Source organism: Rhizobium sp. RHZ01, assembly GCF_014851595.1.
GTDB lineage: Bacteria > Pseudomonadota > Alphaproteobacteria > Rhizobiales > Rhizobiaceae > Rhizobium > Rhizobium altiplani.
Genome location: NZ_JACUZZ010000036.1, coordinates 1 through 16,782, shown reverse-complemented (window position 1 = coordinate 16,782; position 16,782 = coordinate 1). Strand labels below are relative to the sequence as shown.

General features: G+C 61.6%; 17 protein-coding genes. 7 read left to right on the top strand and 10 right to left on the bottom strand.

What is annotated here, in order from left to right; translation table 11 throughout:
* Window positions 1–97 precede the first annotated feature (97 nt).
* From IB248_RS27445 to IB248_RS27420, 6 genes are all read right to left on the bottom strand, one after another.
* Window positions 98–2,038, bottom strand: coding sequence for a DUF2207 domain-containing protein (locus IB248_RS27445; RefSeq protein ID WP_192241949.1), 1,941 nt, complete (start codon window positions 2,036–2,038; stop codon window positions 98–100).
* A gap of 41 nt (window positions 2,039–2,079) precedes the next feature.
* Entirely contained in the window at window positions 2,080–3,339 is a 1,260-nt protein-coding gene (aroA, locus tag IB248_RS27440; RefSeq protein ID WP_192241939.1) for a 3-phosphoshikimate 1-carboxyvinyltransferase, read from the bottom strand.
* A 92-nt stretch (window positions 3,340–3,431) separates the two neighbouring features.
* Window positions 3,432–3,983, bottom strand: a complete 552-nt coding sequence (locus IB248_RS27435) for a LemA family protein (protein WP_113472002.1) — start codon at window positions 3,981–3,983, stop codon at window positions 3,432–3,434.
* A gap of 336 nt (window positions 3,984–4,319) precedes the next feature.
* Window positions 4,320–5,279, bottom strand: coding sequence for a glycine--tRNA ligase subunit alpha (locus IB248_RS27430; protein WP_018859332.1), 960 nt, complete (start codon window positions 5,277–5,279; stop codon window positions 4,320–4,322).
* Between the two features lie 78 nt (window positions 5,280–5,357).
* Window positions 5,358–5,552 carry a membrane protein gene (locus IB248_RS27425; RefSeq protein ID WP_018116661.1) on the bottom strand — a complete coding sequence of 65 codons (195 nt, stop codon included), beginning with the start codon at window positions 5,550–5,552 and terminating at the stop codon, window positions 5,358–5,360.
* Between the two features lie 19 nt (window positions 5,553–5,571).
* A complete protein-coding gene (locus IB248_RS27420) occupies window positions 5,572–6,432 on the bottom strand; it encodes a S49 family peptidase (protein ID WP_192241938.1) in 861 nt (286 codons plus the stop codon).
* A gap of 170 nt (window positions 6,433–6,602) precedes the next feature.
* Between IB248_RS27420 and IB248_RS27415 the strand changes: the two genes are divergently transcribed.
* Window positions 6,603–7,943, top strand: coding sequence for an Nramp family divalent metal transporter (locus IB248_RS27415; RefSeq protein WP_018859329.1), 1,341 nt, complete (start codon window positions 6,603–6,605; stop codon window positions 7,941–7,943).
* Here the strand turns inward: IB248_RS27415 and IB248_RS27410 are convergent.
* Both IB248_RS27410 and IB248_RS27405 read right to left on the bottom strand, forming a co-directional pair.
* On the bottom strand, window positions 7,940–8,716 hold the full coding sequence (locus IB248_RS27410) for a methyltransferase (RefSeq protein WP_192241937.1): 777 nt from the start codon (window positions 8,714–8,716) through the stop codon (window positions 7,940–7,942). The genes IB248_RS27415 and IB248_RS27410 overlap by 4 nt on opposite strands.
* Before the next feature lie 7 nt (window positions 8,717–8,723).
* Entirely contained in the window at window positions 8,724–8,951 is a 228-nt protein-coding gene (locus tag IB248_RS27405) for a DUF2007 domain-containing protein (RefSeq protein WP_018859327.1), read from the bottom strand.
* Between the two features lie 108 nt (window positions 8,952–9,059).
* Between IB248_RS27405 and IB248_RS27400 the strand changes: the two genes are divergently transcribed.
* The 4 genes from IB248_RS27400 to moaB all read left to right on the top strand — a co-directional run bounded on the left by IB248_RS27400 (window position 9,060) and on the right by moaB (window position 13,483).
* Window positions 9,060–10,076 carry a polyprenyl synthetase family protein gene (locus tag IB248_RS27400; RefSeq protein ID WP_025661920.1) on the top strand — a complete coding sequence of 339 codons (1,017 nt, stop codon included), beginning with the start codon at window positions 9,060–9,062 and terminating at the stop codon, window positions 10,074–10,076.
* 127 nt (window positions 10,077–10,203) lie between these two features.
* Window positions 10,204–12,033: a tetratricopeptide repeat protein gene (locus IB248_RS27395; RefSeq protein ID WP_018859325.1), complete on the top strand. Its 1,830-nt coding sequence runs from the start codon at window positions 10,204–10,206 to the stop codon at window positions 12,031–12,033.
* Window positions 12,034–12,039: 6 nt separating this feature from the next.
* Window positions 12,040–12,948, top strand: a complete 909-nt coding sequence (locus tag IB248_RS27390; protein ID WP_051085620.1) for a 4-(cytidine 5'-diphospho)-2-C-methyl-D-erythritol kinase — start codon at window positions 12,040–12,042, stop codon at window positions 12,946–12,948.
* Entirely contained in the window at window positions 12,932–13,483 is a 552-nt protein-coding gene (gene moaB / locus IB248_RS27385; protein WP_025661923.1) for a molybdenum cofactor biosynthesis protein B, read from the top strand. The genes IB248_RS27390 and moaB overlap by 17 nt, the downstream gene beginning before the upstream one ends.
* A gap of 32 nt (window positions 13,484–13,515) precedes the next feature.
* Here the strand turns inward: moaB and IB248_RS27380 are convergent, their stop codons facing one another.
* Both IB248_RS27380 and IB248_RS27375 read right to left on the bottom strand, forming a co-directional pair.
* The gene (locus IB248_RS27380; protein WP_018859322.1) at window positions 13,516–13,833 is read right to left on the bottom strand and encodes a hypothetical protein; all 318 of its coding nucleotides are present in this window, start codon (window positions 13,831–13,833) and stop codon (window positions 13,516–13,518) included.
* Between the two features lie 191 nt (window positions 13,834–14,024).
* Complete coding sequence (locus IB248_RS27375; RefSeq protein ID WP_018859321.1) at window positions 14,025–14,543, bottom strand: glycosyl transferase; 519 nt, start codon at window positions 14,541–14,543, stop codon at window positions 14,025–14,027.
* Window positions 14,544–14,680: 137 nt separating this feature from the next.
* Here IB248_RS27375 and IB248_RS27370 point away from each other — a divergent pair, with 137 nt between their 5' ends.
* Entirely contained in the window at window positions 14,681–15,838 is a 1,158-nt protein-coding gene (locus IB248_RS27370; protein ID WP_026372068.1) for a PA0069 family radical SAM protein, read from the top strand.
* A gap of 110 nt (window positions 15,839–15,948) precedes the next feature.
* Window positions 15,949–16,626 carry a ribonuclease HII gene (locus IB248_RS27365; protein ID WP_113471997.1) on the top strand — a complete coding sequence of 226 codons (678 nt, stop codon included), beginning with the start codon at window positions 15,949–15,951 and terminating at the stop codon, window positions 16,624–16,626.
* Window positions 16,627–16,782 lie beyond the last annotated feature (156 nt).

The window sequence follows — 16,782 nt, the reverse complement described above, 5'->3', positions numbered from 1 at the left end:
AAGCAGGAATGCTTGCCCGGGGTCAAGCAGGAATACTTGCTACGTCAAGCACAGTCGCTTGCCGGGGGCTCAAGCAGGAATGATTGAGCAGGACGCCTTACCAGCCGCCGCCACCGCCACCACCACCGCCGCCGCCGGAAAAGCCGCCCGACGAGCCGCCGGAAAAGCCGGAGGACGAGCTTGATGGCGGTGCCGGAATGGTGGAGGCGATCGTCGAGGCCATCGACGAAGAAAAGCCGCCGATGCGATCGGAGAAATTGCCGCTGCCAAAATTACCGGAATACCAGGAGGGAGCATAGGCCGCTGCAGCGGCACCCGCCGCCGCAGCAGCAAGCCATGTTTCAAACGCGCGCGACCAGGGCTTTTCGACGCCAAGCGCCACGGCATAGGGCAAGAGCTTCTCGAAATGCTGGGGCGACATCTCAGGCGCCCCAGCCATGTTCATGCGGTCCTTCTCGGCCAGCGTCATGTACTGGCGGAGACCGTCGATGCCATCCATCAGCTTGGCACCGAGCGGGGTCGGCGCACCCATGATGAAGACGTAGAGCAGGTTCAGGAGAATGATGCCGCCGATCGCAAACAGCATCGGCGTCTCATGCAACTCGACCAGCGACGAGAACAGCGCCAAAGCCAGCGACGAAACGATGCTGAAGCCGATGAAGACAGCAATGGCGATCGCGATCACCGACATGATCTTCGCGCCGAGCGATCTGCCGGGGCGGAACGACTTGGCGAAGCCAGCGACGAACACCGAGATGAAGACGACGACGCCAATCGGAATGATCATCAGGGCGATCGCATCGGGTTCAAGCGTTCCGAAGACGAAGAGGGCCACCAATGAAGCGGCGCTGAGCGCTATGCCGCCGGTCGTGTAGCCAGCATTCGCGTTGTAGTACTTGCCGCGGTGCTCGCGCTCGATAGCTGCGCGGAAGCTGTCGCCGACCGATTTCACCTTCGTTCCGTTCGCTTCATCGATCGTCAGCGAGCCCTTGGCTCCGACTGCGTTAAGCAGGCTGGCTTCCCCTGCTTCCAGCTTCTCCTTGCCGACCGGCTTGTCGGTGCGGCGGATGACGATCGCGTTCTTGAGGTCCTCCAGCACGACAAAGCCGCGCACCGCGAGATTGAGGGCCGTTGCCGACAGCGCCGTCCAGCCCTGCCCGGAGAAGCCGCGATTGTCGATGTAGTTCACCAGCGCCGGCGAGATTCCATCAGGCGGATCCCAGCGCGGCACCAGCACGCCACGCGCCGGGTCACGGCCGACCTTCAGCCAGGAGCGCGTGTAATAGAGGAAGACCAGAATGAGACCGCCAAAGCCGAGGAAGTAATCGCGGTTGTCGCTGAGCCACCAGCGCCGCTCATCGTCAGCGCTCGGCGGATTGATCGAGCCCTTCGGCATCTTGACTGCGATCGTCAGCCCTTCGCCTGCGTTCAGCGCCCGGGTCGTCGAAAACAACAGTCGACTTCCGCCGCCTGAAATCTTTGCATTCCTGTCCGTCGCGCCCTGCGGGCCGGTGAAGAAAGCAGTATCGATCGAGCTGACGCCATCTGGAAGGTTCACCGTCGCCGTCGCCATCAGGATCGGGAAGATCCAACCATTGCCGGTTACGTTCCAGTAGAGTTCGTCGTGATCGTCGAAGTAGCGGATCTGGCGATTGGTGCGGTAGGTGAAGACATACTCGTGCCGGCCATAGCTCACGGTAACGTCTTCCGAGCCGGCATAGATGCGGATGCCGCCGCCGATGGATTCGGTGTGCCAGGGCTCGTCGCGGCCATCGCGCTTGACCGCGATGACGTCGAAATCGACTCGGCGGAGGCGGCCCTTTTCATCCTGATAAGTCAGCGGAAAATCGCGGAAGATGCCACGCCGAATGCGGTTGCCTTCGGCGGTAACTGATATCGTCTCCGTCACGGTCATCGCGCCGCTCTTCTCCAGCGCAATGTTTGACGCGAAGGCGTTGATCACCTCCGCAGCGATGGCGCCACGCGCCGCAAGCATCAGAAACAGAACGAAGCAAAGGCCGGAAAGCCGTCGGATCATCATACCCCTCGCCTGCGGCGTCCTGGCCGCGTCAGATAATGTCAGCTCTCATCGGCATAAGTCACGCCAAGCCCGGCCAGTGTCCGCCAATAGGCCGGGAAGGTCTTGCCGACGCAGTCCGGATCAAGGATCGTTATGCCCGCGATCTTCAGACCGGCGAGCGCAAAGCTCATGGCGATGCGGTGGTCGGCGAAGGTATCGATCTTGGCAGGCAGACGCTGTCCGGCGAGCGAGGGATCGGACTGGACAATCAGATCGTCGCCTTCCTCGTAAGCGAGATCCGGGCGGATCTGCGTCAGGCCGGTCGAGACGGCGCGGATGCGATCGCATTCCTTGACGCGCAGATTGGCGATGCCGACGAAGCGGACCGGCGTCTCATTGAAGGCGGCGAGCACAGCAAGGGTCGGAACCGCATCCTGCATCTGCGAGCCGTCGATAACCGCGGGAAGATGCGGGAACTGGGCGATCAGGTCATAGGCCTTCGCGTCCGGCTGCGTGAACGCGCCGTTTGCAACGCCGAGGTCGATCTTGCCTGATGTCAGCACCTCCGCAGCCCAGAGGTAGGTCGCGGCAGAGGCGTCGGGCTCGACCACGAAATCAGCTGCCGCGTAGCCGGTCGGCTCGACGCGCCAGGTCACCGCGCTCGTCTTCTCGACCTTGGCGCCGAAGGCGCGCATCGCCGCTGTGGTCAGATCGATGTAGCCGAGCGCGCCGATGTCCTCGCCTAGCAGTTCGATCGTCACCGCCCTGTCGCCGCCAGCAGCCATCATCAGCAGCGCCGAGACATATTGGCTCGACAGGCCGCCATCGATCTGGATGCGGCTCGCCTCAAAACGGCCAGTGCCCTTGACGGTGACCGGCGGGCAGCCGGTTTCGGTCGACGCGTCGATGCCGAGCGAACGCAGTGCATCGACCAGCGGACCGATCGGGCGCTTGCGCATGTGCTGGTCGCCGTCGACGACGACGGTGCCATCCACCAGGGCGGCAGCGGCCGTGAGGAAGCGCGTCGCCGTTCCGGCGTTGCCGAGGAAAAGCGGCACCTGCGGCGGCAGCAGCTTGCCGCTGCCCGTGACGACAAAGCTCGTATCATCCGGCTCTTCGATGATGACACCCATGGCGCGGAGAGCGTCGGCCATATAGCGCGTGTCGTCGCTCTTCAAAGCGCCGGTCAGGCGGCTCGTGCCCTTCGCGAGACCTGCCAGGAGCAGCGCGCGGTTGGTGATCGATTTCGAGCCGGGCGGGACGGCGCGACCTGTCAGCGGCTTGTCCGGCGGGATGATGGTGAGCTTGTCTTTACTCATTGCCTGTCTTTTCCGTCTTTGCGCGAGGGCCACATCAGGCCACGATCATGCCCTGCTCATAGCAGTTTTTACGCAAAGGCAAATGGCGGATATCAGAACTTTACGGTCGGAACGGCGCGATCCGCTTCGTTGGTGATCTCGAAATAGTCCCGCTTCTGGAACCCGAACTGGCCAGCGACAAGGTTGGAGGGGAAGCTTTCGACCTTGACATTCAGATCACGGGCGGCGCCATTGTAATAACGGCGGGCCATCTGGATTTCGCTTTCCATCGTCTCCAGCGAGGTCTGCAACTCGCGGAAATTCTCGTTTGCCTTCAGGTCGGGATAGGCTTCGGCGAGTGCCAGCAGACGTCCAAGCGCCTGGCCGAGCAGGCCTTCTGCCTGAGCGCGACCGGCGACGTCGCCCGTCGGAACCGATTGCGCCTTATTGCGGAGGGCAACGACCTCTTCGAGTGTCGTCTTCTCGTGGGCGGCATAGCCCTTGACCGTCTCGATCAGGTTCGGGATCAGGTCGGCGCGGCGCTTCAGCTGCACATCGATACCGGACCAGGCTTCCTCGGCCATCTGCCGCGCGCGAACAAGGCCGTTGTAGACAAAGACGGCATAGAGCGCGACCAGAACAATAAGGCCAAGAATTACATACATTCGCGAATCCCCCGCAACGACCGAAAGTATGCCCGGAGACTATGCGGGTTACCGCAGATTGTCATCCCGCTTTCCGGCCCTCTTTCGGGGCAATCACTGGACGGGGGGTAGTGAAAAATCACGATACCGTCGCACCGGCCGAAGCCTTATTTTCACTCTGCACGTTGAACTAGCGTGCATACGCAAACTGCGGCAAGGATCATTCAGACCATGAGCGCGTTTATTTTCCTGCTCAACATACTGGCCATCGCAACGTACTTTTTTCGTCCAGCAAGGCTCGTCCGGTGGAACGCCGCGTCGAGATCAGAAGCGACGAGCGCCGCTGACTGCCGCTCTTCAAGCGGCGGTTTTCGCCAAGTTCACCCCACCCGCATCCGTCTGCAGGAAGGCCTCACCGCAGGCCTTCGCCAGCGTCCGCACACGCAGGATGTAGCTCTGACGCTCGGTAACCGAGATGACGCCGCGCGCATCCAGCAGATTGAAAACGTGTGACGCCTTGATGCACTGATCGTAAGCTGGGAAGACGCACTTGTGCAGCTTCTGATTATCGCTGTCGCCAGGAGCGCCGGCGGCGAGAAGCGCCTGGCATTCCTTTTCGGCATCGATGAAGTGGCGATGCAGCATTTCCGTATTGGCGTATTCGAAATTGTGGCGTGAATATTCCTGTTCGGCCTGTAGGAAGACATCGCCGTAGCTGATCTTCTCGTCGCCTTCGCGGCCGTTGAAGTTCAGGTCGTACACGTTGTCGACGCCCTGCACATACATCGCCAGACGCTCGAGACCATAGGTCAACTCGCCCGAGACGGGCGAGCATTCGATACCGCAGACCTGCTGGAAATAAGTAAACTGCGACACTTCCATGCCATCGCACCAGCATTCCCAGCCGAGACCCCAGGCACCGAGCGTCGGGCTTTCCCAGTCGTCCTCGACAAAACGGATGTCGTGCAGCAGCGGATCGAGGCCGATCGCAGCCAGCGAGCCGAGATAGAGCTCCTGCAGGTTCGACGGATTCGGCTTCAGGATGACCTGGTACTGATAATAGTGCTGCAGACGGTTCGGGTTCTCGCCGTAGCGGCCGTCCGACGGGCGGCGCGACGGCTGCACATAGGCGGCCTTCCACGGCTTGGGGCCGAGCGCGCGCAGCGTCGTTGCCGGGTGGAACGTGCCGGCACCGACCTCCATGTCGTAAGGCTGCAGCACCGCACAACCCTTGTCCGCCCAATAGTTATGGAGCGTGAGGATCAGCGCCTGGAACGAGCGCTTCGGGTTCATGTGGTCGGGAATTGCTGCAGACATGGAACGGCTTCCGAATTCGTACAAAAAGTGCGCGGACAGGTGCCACGCCGCGCCAGACGGGTCAAGGCTTTTGCGGCCCTACTCGTCCTCGTCCTTCTTCAGATGATATTCGCCGGTGACCGGATCCTTGACCAGCGTGCCGATGGCGCCCGTCTGGCGCTCCTTCTCGGCACGCCGGGATCGCTCGGCGAGCCGCTGTGCATCGGCAACGAAGCGGCGGTAGAGAAGCCAGGCTCCGACCACCAGCACGATGATGATTATCAGTTGCGGCATAATGCCAGCCTTTTATCCCTCAGAGCCCGTAGCGGCTCCACAATGCCTTCTCCTCGGCGGCCTCGATAAGTCCGGTCGCAAGGCCAGCTCCGGCGCCTTCCAAGTTGGCTGACGATATACCCGGAATGCGCCTTCCGAAAAGGCCGCGCGCGGGCATCACCAGCTCGAGCTTGGTCTTCGCCCCATAGCGACGCTTCAGCTCCTGCCGCATGTCGCCGAGCCCGTCGATGAGGCCGAGTTCGAGACCACGCGTGCCGGTCCAGAAAAGTCCGGAGAAGACCACTTCGTCGCTCTTCAGCTTTCCGGCGCGGCGTTCACGAACCATGGAGATGAAGACCTGATGAATCTCCAGCTGCAGGGTCTTCAGGTATTCGATGTCCTTTTCCTTCTCGGGCTGGAACGGATCAAGGATTACCTTGTTTTCCCCCGCCGTGTAGACGCGACGCTCTACGCCGATCTTCTTTAAGAGTTCGGGAAAGCCGAAGCCGCCGGAGACGACACCGATCGAGCCGACGATGGAGGTGGGGTCGGCAATAATTTCGTCGCCAGCAAGAGCGATCATGTAACCGCCGGATGCCGCAACATCCTCGACGAAGACGAGAACCTTCTTCTGCTTTTCACGCGCAAGATCGCGAATGCGCGCGAAGACGAGCCGCGACTGGACCGGGGAGCCGCCGGGTGAATTAAGCGAGATGGCGACCGCCGGCGCATCCTTGAAGCTGAAAGCCTTTTCGAGGACCTGTGAAGTTGCGGCGAGATTGAGGGTCGGCCGGAACTGGCTTCCGCCGCTCATGATCGGACCGTGAAGTCGAACGACGGGGATGACCACGCCTTCCTTGCGGAACCGCTTCGGAAGCAACCTCTTCAAAAATCCGGCCATTTTCCATCCTTTGCGACAAGATCAGCGAACGTCTTCCATGTATGCAACGGCGCGGCAAACGCAATGGCCGGCGCAGAAAACATCTGCCAGTTCAGAATTCTTGTTGCGAATGACTTGCATTATCATTCTAATCAGACATACTGGCCGCATTGATAGTAGGCGGACACTGCATGGACATCGTAAATCCGAACGCAAAGACCGGCTGGCGACACGAGCGCGAAGAGGCATCGCTTTCCGATGTCTACCGTTCCGTCCAGACGCACAAGCATGGCACACGTTGGCGCCGGATCGCTGCGTTCCTCGGACCCGGCTACATGGTGGCCGTCGGCTATATGGACCCCGGCAACTGGGCAACCTCGCTCGCCGGTGGATCGAAGTTCGGCTATGCGCTGCTGACCGTTGCTCTGCTGTCCAACCTGATGGCGATCGTTTTGCAGTCGCTCTGTGCGCGCCTTGCCATCGGTTCCGGTCGCGACCTCGCCCAGGCCTGCCGCGACGCCTTCCCGAAATATGTTTCCGTGCCGCTTTGGGCCTTTGCCGAAGTCGCCATCATCGCCACCGACATTGCCGAAGTGATCGGCACGGCGATCGGCCTCAATCTGCTTTTCGGAATCCCACTCGAGCTCGGTGTGCTTATCACGTCGCTCGACGTATTCCTCATTCTCTATCTGCAGAAGATCGGCTTCCGCTGGGTGGAAGCCTTCGTGATCGCTCTGCTCGGTATCATTGCGGTGTGCTTCGGGGTGCAAATCTTCCTTGCCGATCCGGAATGGGGCGCCGTGATCCGGGGCTTCTTCCCGACGACCGAGATCGTCTCCAACCCCGAGATGCTCTACCTCGCGCTCGGCATTCTCGGCGCCACGGTGATGCCGCACAATCTCTATCTGCATTCCGGCATCGTCCAGACCCGCGCTTACGGCCATTCGGTGCCGGAGAAGCGCGAGGCGCTGACCTACGCCACGATCGACTCGACCATAGCGTTGTGCTTTGCGCTGCTGATCAACGCATCGATCCTGATCCTTGCAGCAGCCGCCTTCCACGCCAACGGCAAGACGGATGTCGTGGAACTGGGCGAAGCATCTGCGCTGCTCTCGCCGCTGCTCGGCCTGGCAATCGCGCCAACGCTCTTCGGCATCGCCTTGCTCTGCTGCGGCCTGAATTCGACGGTGACGGCAACCCTTGCCGGCCAGATCGTCATGGAAGGCTTCTTGAAGATCCGGCTTCAGCCATGGGTTCGCCGCCTCATCACCCGCGCGATCGCCATCATTCCGGCCGCCTTCGTCACGATCTGGTATGGCGACCAAGGGACGGCGGAACTGCTGATCCTGACGCAGGTCGTGCTCAGCCTCCAGCTCTCCTTCGCCGTCTTCCCGCTGGTGATGTTTACCGCCAGCAAGGCGAAGATGGGTGCGCTGGTCGCCCCGCGCTGGCTGAGCGCCATCGCCTATGTGATCGCGGTCCTGATTGCCGGCCTGAACGTCAAGCTGCTGTTTGACTTCGTGACCGGCTAGCGCCTGGGATAGGCCGCCCGGCCATTGTTGAGATCGTCCACGAAGGGGGAGAATTTATGCGTCCCCTCCTCGTGCATGATGAGTGGCGCGCGCAGCGAAAGCCGCGCGCGCGATCCTTTTATCGCCGTGACGAGGATGCGCACGGCGTTCTCGCCTTCGCGCGGATGGATTGCGGTCACCTCGATGCCGCCGAAACGGCGTCCGCAGGCATCGATGATTTCGGCGATCGATTCCGGCTTCGCAATCAAGGACAATTGTCCGCCGGGGATCATGATCGCCCCGGCCGTCCGCACCCAGCTTGCGAACAGTCCGTCCGTCATCGCATGCGCCTCCGCCTTCAAGGCATCGGGCGTCCGGCGATCGCCTGCATCGTTGAACGGCGGGTTCATGATGACATGATGGAAGCTCTCATCGACAAGACCGGCTTCGTTTCGCGCCTTCGCCCTTAGCGTCACATCCGCCTCGACGACTGAAACGCGGCCGGCCACATGCGCATTGTCAGGCAGGAGGATGCTGCGGCGCGCATAGTCAGCCATCTCGCCCGAGCGCTCGAAGAGCACGACTTCCGCGGCCGGCAGCCGTGACGCGACGGCCAAGCCTGCAGCACCCGCGCCGGCACCGAGATCGGCAACCTTGATCGGACGATCGTCGGCAACGAGCGCTGCGAGCAGCATTGCATCCATGCCCGAGCGATGCCCCCTGCCCTTCGGCTGCACCACATGGAACAGCCCCCGGTGAAAGGCATCTATGGTCTCGGCAACATCTTCCGTCATCAAAAGCTCACTTCGGCATCCGCAGTTCGTCGCCGAGCCCGGCATCCACGAGAATGCGGCGCGCCCGATCCGCCTCGTCATCATCGACGAGAAGCCGGCGCGGCAGCATGCCGAGTGACCCTTCCAGAATGCTCATGCCCTGATCGGCGATGAAGCAGTGAATCCCCGCATCCTTCAGCAGACTCTCCGCAAAGGAGAGCAGTACGGGATCATTGGCGCGAATAAGTTCATGCATTTGCGGGAAAATCCCTTTCAAATTTGCGCGACGCGACAATTCACCCCTTGCCGCGCCAATCGCCCCTTTCTATTGTCGAACCCAATAATTTAACAGGAGTCCGGGTCGTTGGGCGTGGTCATACCGCTTGAAGAAAGCAAAAACAAACTGGCATCCGTCAAGCCGCTGGTCGATTTGACCAAGGCGGACATGCAACGGGTCAACCAGCTTATTCTCTCCAAGGCCGGTTCCGACGTCCAGATGATTCCTGAGGTGGCCAACCATCTCATCTCGTCCGGCGGCAAGCGTCTGCGCCCGATGCTGACTTTGGCCTCGGCTGCGCTGTTCGGCTACAAGGGCGAAAACCACATCAAGCTTGCGACATCGGTCGAGTTCATGCACACCGCGACGCTGCTGCATGACGATGTGGTCGACGAGAGCGACCTTCGCCGCGGCAAGTCCACGGCTCGCATGATCTGGGGCAACCAGGCCAGCGTGCTCGTCGGAGACTTCCTGCTCGGCCAGGCGTTCCGCATGATGGTCGAGGTCGGCTCGCTCGAAGCGCTCGACGTGCTCTCCTCGGCTGCCTGCGTGATCGCGGAAGGCGAAGTGCTGCAGCTCTCCGTCGCCAAGAACATGGAAACAACTGAGGACGACTACCTCGCCGTCATCCGCGCGAAGACGGCGGCATTGTTTGCCGCGGCTGCCGAAGTCGGCCCGATCGTCGCCGATGCCGGCAAATCCGGCCGCAACGCGCTGAAGTCCTACGGCATGAACCTCGGGCTGGCCTTCCAGCTGGTCGACGACGCGCTGGATTACGGCGGAAAGGCAGCCGATCTCGGCAAGAATGTCGGCGACGACTTCCGCGAGGGCAAGATCACGCTGCCTGTGATCCTGGCCTATCGCCGCGGCACCGAGGAAGAACGCGCCTTCTGGCGTCAGGCCATTGAAGGCGGCGAAAGCAGCGACCAGCATCTCGAAAAGGCACTTGGCCTGATTACCAAGTACGGCACGCTGAACGATACCATCGCCCGGGCGGTTCACTACGGCACGATCGCACGCGATGCGCTTGCGCCCCTTCCCGACACGGCATGGAAATCGGCCCTGATGGAAGTCATCGACTTTTGCATCGAGCGCGTCAATTAATCGACGGTCACTGATCGCGGGCTGATTTTATTGCAGGACCGCTTCAAAAAAGCCATCCTGTTGTGAGTCAGTCATTTCAACTGATTTGCAGTCGGACGAGGCCGGCTGCCACAAGAGAGGTTTTCTAATGCGGCAAAAACTTGCCATCCGTCTTCTTTCGAGCGCAGCCATGGCAGCGGTCATATCGCTGGCAGCGCTCGGCGGCGTGAATGCCGAAGAGACGGCCAAGAAGGACGATGCCGCGACAGTGATCTTCGATCCGGATAGCGTCACGAGCTTCTCCGGTGCGTTTTTGGCTGCCCGGACCGCCGATGTCGATCACGATTACGAGACGGCGATCGAACTCTACAAGAAGGCGCTGCAGATCGAGCCGGGAAATCCGGAAATCCGCCAGCGCCTGATGATCTCGCTGCTTTTGAACGGCGACATCCAGGACGGCGTGAAATACGCCAACGACCTGAAGGGTGATCCGACCGTCGAGCGCATCACGACCATCGTGCGCAGCATGGATGCCATTCGCCGTGGCGAATACAAGACGGCTGAATCCCTTCTGAAATATACCGGACCGAACGATCTCGACCGGATGATGAACGATCTGCTCGCCGCTTGGGCCCGCGTCGGCGCCGGCCGTGGCAAGGAAGCCCTCACCACGATCCAGAAGATGAAGGGACCGGATTGGGTCGGCATCTTCAAGTCATACAATGCCGGCGCGATCGCGATCGTGAACGGCGACATCAGGGCCGCTCGCCAGAACCTCAACGACGCCGTGCTCGACAAGGACGGCGGCGCGACCGCTCCTGATACCTTCATGCGCGCCGTCATCGCTCTTGCCCGGCTCGAAGCCTCACAGGGCAACAAGCAGAAGGCGCTCGACGCAATTTCCGTCGGCGACAACCTGCTGCCCAACTACGCGCCGCTCAAAGCGCTGCGCCAGAGCATCGAAAAGGGCGAGAAGCAGGAGCAGCAGATCCAGACGGCCAAGCAGGGTGCTGCCGGCGTGCTCTTCTCCATCGGTGGCGCGCTGAACCGCGACGGCGCCGAGGATATTGTTTCGCTCTACCTGCAGACCGCCAAGACGCTGGATCCCGATAGCGCCGATACGCTCGTCATGCTCGGTGGCATTGCCGAGAAACAGGAGCAGATGGACCGCGCCATCGCGCTCTACCAGCAGGTACCCGAGAACTCGCCGATGCGCCGCATCTCCGAGCTTCAGCTCGGCCTTGCACTTGCACAGGGCGGTAAGGTGGATGAGGCACGCAAGCACCTTCAGAACCTGATTGCCTCCGATCCGAACGACGTTCGCAGCTACCTCGCCTATGGCAGCGTGCTGTCGGACGTGAAGGATTACGCCGCGATGGCCGAAAACTACGACAAGGCTGTCGAAGTTATCGGCCCACTGCCGGGCAAGGGCGCGTGGACTGTCTTCTTCCAGCGTGGCATTGCCTATGAGCGCCTGAAGAAATGGGACCAGGCCGAGCCGAATTTCCGCAAGGCGCTGGAGCTCAACCCGGATCAGCCGCAGGTTCTAAACTACCTTGGCTACTCGTGGATCGACATGAACCGGAACCTCGACGAGGGGCTGGCTATGATCAAGAAGGCGGTCGACCTGCGTCCCGACGATGGCTACATCATCGACTCTCTCGGCTGGGCCTATTTCCGGCTGAACCGCTTCGCCGAAGCGGTTGAGGAGTTGGAGAAGGCTGCGCAGATCAAGGCCGGCGACGCGACGATCAACGACCATCTGGGCGATGCCTATTGGCGCGTCGGACGCAAGCTCGAAGCCGTCTACCAGTGGAACCGCGCGCTCGGCTCCGACCCTGAGGCATCCGAGATCCCGAAGATCAAGGACAAGATCGCCAACGGCCTGCCGCAGGATACAGACAACTCCAAGGCTGCGGACAAGAAACAGCCTGACCCGGCGCCGATCCAACCGAAGCCTACCGATAAGAAGTCCTGATCGGCGATGCCAGAGGCGAGTATGGGCGATGACGTGACGGTCATCGAGGACGCTCCGGCAAAAATCAATCTGGCCCTGCATGTGACGGGCCAGAGATCCGATGGCTACCATCGGCTCGACATGCTCGTGACCTTCACCAAACATGGTGACCGGCTGGGCTTTGCGCTGGCGGATAAAGATGAATTCGTGATCTCCGGGCGTTTTGCCGAGGCGCTTGACGACAGCCGCGACGACAACCTCGTCCTGAAGGCTCGGGACTTTATGCGCGAGGCGATCGCTCGCGAGGGCGGCTCCGCTCCCGCCGTCCGCATCCATCTCCAAAAGAACCTGCCGATTGCCTCCGGTATCGGCGGCGGCTCGGCCGACGCGGCGGCTACGCTTCGCGGTCTGATGCGGCTCTGGAATGTCTCGCTTCTGAACGCGACCATCGAGGCAATCGCCATTCGACTTGGCGCCGACGTGCCTATGTGCCTGGCGAGCAGACCGCTGATCGCCAGGGGCATTGGCGAGCAAATCGTGCCTGTCGACGACATGCCGGCCTTTGCCATGGTGCTGGCAAACCCGTTGAAAGGCGTATCAACGCCCGAGGTTTTCCGAAGGCTGACGAACAAGGCCAATCCGCCGCTCGACATGACGCCGCGTTTCAACTGGGTCGAGGCGATACGCGCTACGCGCAATGACCTTGAGCCGGTCGCTCGCGACCTGCTGCCCGAAATTGCCGAGATCTCGACGATGCTCAAGAAGCAGGGCGCATCTTTCGTTCGCATGTCTGGTTCCGGTGCGACCTGCTACGGTATCTTCCCTACGCTTGCGGCGGCGGAAGACGCCGCCGCCGCGCTTCACAGCGAACGGCCGGACTGGTATTTCGAAGCCACGGAAACGACTGCGGGAGGTCATGATGCCGGGTTTGGATGAAACGCGTCCCTTCATTCCTGTCGGCATTGCCGTGCTGACGGTCTCGGATACACGCACGCTTGCCGATGACCGCTCCGGCGATACGCTGGCCGCCAGAATCAAGGAGGCGGGGCACCGGCTGGTCGACCGCGCGATCGTCCCCGATGATCGGCAGGCGATCGCTTCCCGCGTGAAGGCGTGGACCGAACGCGACGATATCGACGTCGTCATCACCACGGGGGGAACCGGCTTTACCGGCCGCGACGTCACCCCGGAAGCTCTGGAGCCGCTCTTCGAGAAGAGGATGGATGGCTTTTCGGAAGTGTTCCACCGTATCTCCTACGACAAGATCGGCACCTCGACGATCCAGTCCCGCGCCACGGCGGGCGTTGCCAACGCGACCTTCATCTTCGCGCTGCCGGGCTCGCCTGGCGCCTGCAAGGACGCCTGGGACGGCATATTGAAATCCCAGTTCGACTACCGCCACATGCCCTGCAATTTCGTGGAGATCATGCCGCGCCTCGATGAGCACCTGAAGCGCGGCGCCGGCAAGTAACGGACTGCTTCGGCAGGCGACCGTCTGCCGCTCTATGCCCCTATGCCCGGCAGAGCAGGCATCGTATCCCAGCTATCACCCGACAGCAGGATGCAGCTTACGCCGTGAACATCCGTGATGAGCAGCGTCCACGTGCCGCTCTGCGCGGCGTAGACCTCAAGCATGGCGTTCTGGTTGATCAGCCCGACCGCCGTCAGTCTCTCGGCAAAATTCTTGTCGAGGAAATTGACGACCTCGGATCGGCCTGCGCAACTGCGCATCATCTGCGATGCTGCCGAATGCGGATGCGCGATCATCGATGTCGTCAATATGACGGCCGCTATCAGGCCGCGGATCATATTGCGTTTCATGACGCACCTCCTTTTGCCGGAAACCGGCAGAAGAGGAGACTTCCGCTGACCTGTTCTGCCGCCTGCCGGCATTCCATGGTCGACCGTCACGAAGCGAGGCGCTCGGGCGGCGCCATGATGGAATTATAGCGCAAAATTGTATCGGGCGCCAATTATCGCATGGGCGGCACGTGCAGCAGCGCCCTACCCTACTATCGCGCCGCGCGCGCGACCCAGGATGGAATCAGCTCGCTGCTGAGCTTGCGCAGCTTTTGCCCCTTCGCGAATTCCGCGAGACGCATTCCGCTTCTTGCGGCAGTGATCGCCTGCGTCTTCGAAAGGAGAAGCCCAAGCTCCAGCGGCGACGAAGCACGACCGATACGCTGCAGGAAAGGCCGCCGGTATCCACGCGACGCGGTGAACCGCGCCGGCAGCTTGTTGAGGGCCATATACTCAGCAATCTCATCGATCCAGCCGGTCTGCGGTCGCGCCCCCGGTTCCACGAAAAGGAGCCAATCGCCTCGCGCCGAATGCACTATATCCTTGATATCCCATTGTGAATGAAAGCGGCAGCCGGCGGCGTCGGCCACCCTCGACGTTCCATCCCGCGAGTCGTGGTCCAGCACCACGACGTCGCTGACGAGCCCCTCCACTGCGCCTGCAACCAACACCGATAACGTCTGCGCCAGTTCCGGTTCCTGATCCTGGCATTCCAGTACAACTGTCAACATTGCCTATTCATAGAGCGCCGCACAAAACTTTGCCAGCGACACTTTCCTCATTTTGTTCTTGCATTGTTCTCTTTTTGCCGATAGGAATTTAATCATCAAAACGGATGGAAGCAAAGCTTCCGCCAGCGGAGAATCCGATGAATGAGCAGTCCCTTGCAGGGCAGGCCGCATTCGCGCCTGCCCATACGGCAGATATTGCCGATACGATGATCGTATCTGCCGGCCTGCGGATCGATGTCGACCGCCGCCGTGGGCGTGCGGCCGGGCTTAATCCGAGCGGGCGCTTTGAGCCTCTGCGTCGGGAAGCGTTCGACGATGGCTGGCAGAACCTTGAGGATCTGCCGCCGTTCAAGACCGACGTGCAGATCGAGAAGCCGCGAACGGTCATCACCCGCAACGAGTCGCCGGACATTCCCTTCGACCGCTCGATCAATCCCTATCGCGGCTGCGAGCATGGCTGCATTTACTGCTTCGCGCGGCCGACGCATGCCTATATGGGCCTTTCGGCCGGTCTGGACTTCGAAGCCAAGCTGTTTGCCAAGCCGGATGCGGCGAAACTCCTGGAGCGAGAATTGGCGAAGCCTGGTTACAAGCCGCGGGTGATCGCGATCGGCACCAACACCGATCCCTACCAGCCGATCGAAAAGGAATGGCGCATTATGCGGCAGATCCTTGAGGTGCTCGAAAAGGCGAACCATCCGGTTTCGATCGTAACCAAGTCGGCAATGATCCTGCGCGACCTCGACATTCTCTCGGCGATGGCGGAGAGAAACATTGTCCGCGTTTCACTGTCGGTGACGACGCTCGACCGAAAGCTGGCGCGGACTATGGAGCCCCGCGCCTCGACGCCGACGCGCCGGCTGGAGGCCATCCGCGCACTCTCCGACGCAGGCATCCAGACATCGGTCCTGGCTGCCCCGATGATTCCGGCGCTCAACGACCATGAGCTTGAGCGAATTCTGGATGCGGCGCACGCGGCGGGTGCCACCGAGGCGGGTTATGTCATCCTGCGTCTCCCGCTCGAGGTGTCGCCGCTGTTTCGCGACTGGCTGCTGCAGAACTATCCCGACCGCTATCGTCACGTCATGTCGCTGGTCCGCTCGATGCGCGGCGGAAAGGATTACGATGCTGAGTTCGGCAAGCGAATGAAGGGCGCCGGACCCTATGCCTGGCAGATTGCGCGCCGTTTCGAAATGGCGACGAAACGGCTGGGCATGACCCGGCGCAGCATGCGGCTGCGGGACGACCTGTTCGTTCCGCCCGATGGCAGCGGCGTCCAGCTCTCGCTGCTCTGACATTTCAGCTTCGCGGATGGTCGCCCTGCCCTTCCGCGCTGGAGTCCCCGGCCCGCCGCCCTGATCCGGGGACTTGCAGGAAATCGGGTTGGCGTGCGAGGGTCAGCTGCATGAGCCGTCGCACGTCACCCGATTCTCCCATGCTTTTCGAAGATGTCCCCCTCGTGCCGGATTTCCGGCTGGAGCTGAAGGCGCGCAAGGCCGGTCACTGGCCGGTTGCAGGTGCCGATGAGGCCGGACGGGGGCCGCTGGCCGGTCCCGTCGTGGCGGCAGCCGTCATTCTCGATCCGAAACGCATTCCTGAAGGCCTGAACGATTCCAAGCAGCTCTCGGCCCTGAGGCGCGAAGAGCTTTTCGTTCAGATTCTCGCAACCGCGACCGTCTCGATCGCCTCTTCAAGTTCGACGCGCATCGATGAGACCGATATCCGCAAGGCCAGTCTGGATGCCATGCGCCGCGCCATCTGCGGCCTGTCGATACCAGCTAGCTTTGTCCTGACCGATGGGCTTGACGTTCCGCCTGGGCTCGCCTGCCCCGGCCAGGCAGTCGTGAAGGGTGATGCGCGCTCCGTCTCGATCGCCGCCGCATCGATCGTCGCCAAGGTGACGCGCGACCGGATGATGGCGCGCGCCGACAGCACCTTTCCGGCTTACGGCTTTGCCGCGCATGCCGGCTATGGCACCGCGCAACATAGGGCCGGTATCGAGAAGCACGGTCCCTGCTCGCTGCACAGGATGACCTTCAGCCCGCTGAAGAAGGTGCAGTGTATCGAGCTCGACAGCGATTGATCCCGTCCGCGACTTACCATTACAGCTCCAAATCGGCATAGGGGGCGCTCGATGTGATCGCACCCCTGCCACACCACCCGGCATGCGGGTCCGCACCAGGCGGTTCGAGAGATTGAGGTTAGACGAGCCTGGGCATTCCAAGTTGGTCAGCCCATC

What these genes read in the sequence shown, in the direction of transcription:
- IB248_RS27445 (WP_192241949.1), bottom strand. Translation starts at nt 2,038, where the DNA reads ATGATCCGACGGCTTTCCGGCCTTTGCTTCGTTCTGTTTCTGATGCTT.
- aroA (WP_192241939.1), bottom strand. Translation starts at nt 3,339, where the DNA reads ATGAGTAAAGACAAGCTCACCATCATCCCGCCGGACAAGCCGCTGACA.
- IB248_RS27435 (WP_113472002.1), bottom strand. Translation starts at nt 3,983, where the DNA reads ATGTATGTAATTCTTGGCCTTATTGTTCTGGTCGCGCTCTATGCCGTC.
- IB248_RS27430 (WP_018859332.1), bottom strand. Translation starts at nt 5,279, where the DNA reads ATGTCTGCAGCAATTCCCGACCACATGAACCCGAAGCGCTCGTTCCAG.
- IB248_RS27425 (WP_018116661.1), bottom strand. Translation starts at nt 5,552, where the DNA reads ATGCCGCAACTGATAATCATCATCGTGCTGGTGGTCGGAGCCTGGCTT.
- IB248_RS27420 (WP_192241938.1), bottom strand. Translation starts at nt 6,432, where the DNA reads ATGGCCGGATTTTTGAAGAGGTTGCTTCCGAAGCGGTTCCGCAAGGAA.
- IB248_RS27415 (WP_018859329.1), top strand. Translation starts at nt 6,603, where the DNA reads ATGGACATCGTAAATCCGAACGCAAAGACCGGCTGGCGACACGAGCGC.
- IB248_RS27410 (WP_192241937.1), bottom strand. Translation starts at nt 8,716, where the DNA reads ATGACGGAAGATGTTGCCGAGACCATAGATGCCTTTCACCGGGGGCTG.
- IB248_RS27405 (WP_018859327.1), bottom strand. Translation starts at nt 8,951, where the DNA reads ATGCATGAACTTATTCGCGCCAATGATCCCGTACTGCTCTCCTTTGCG.
- IB248_RS27395 (WP_018859325.1), top strand. Translation starts at nt 10,204, where the DNA reads ATGCGGCAAAAACTTGCCATCCGTCTTCTTTCGAGCGCAGCCATGGCA.
- IB248_RS27390 (WP_051085620.1), top strand. Translation starts at nt 12,040, where the DNA reads ATGCCAGAGGCGAGTATGGGCGATGACGTGACGGTCATCGAGGACGCT.
- moaB (WP_025661923.1), top strand. Translation starts at nt 12,932, where the DNA reads ATGCCGGGTTTGGATGAAACGCGTCCCTTCATTCCTGTCGGCATTGCC.
- IB248_RS27380 (WP_018859322.1), bottom strand. Translation starts at nt 13,833, where the DNA reads ATGAAACGCAATATGATCCGCGGCCTGATAGCGGCCGTCATATTGACG.
- IB248_RS27375 (WP_018859321.1), bottom strand. Translation starts at nt 14,543, where the DNA reads ATGTTGACAGTTGTACTGGAATGCCAGGATCAGGAACCGGAACTGGCG.
- IB248_RS27370 (WP_026372068.1), top strand. Translation starts at nt 14,681, where the DNA reads ATGAATGAGCAGTCCCTTGCAGGGCAGGCCGCATTCGCGCCTGCCCAT.
- IB248_RS27365 (WP_113471997.1), top strand. Translation starts at nt 15,949, where the DNA reads ATGAGCCGTCGCACGTCACCCGATTCTCCCATGCTTTTCGAAGATGTC.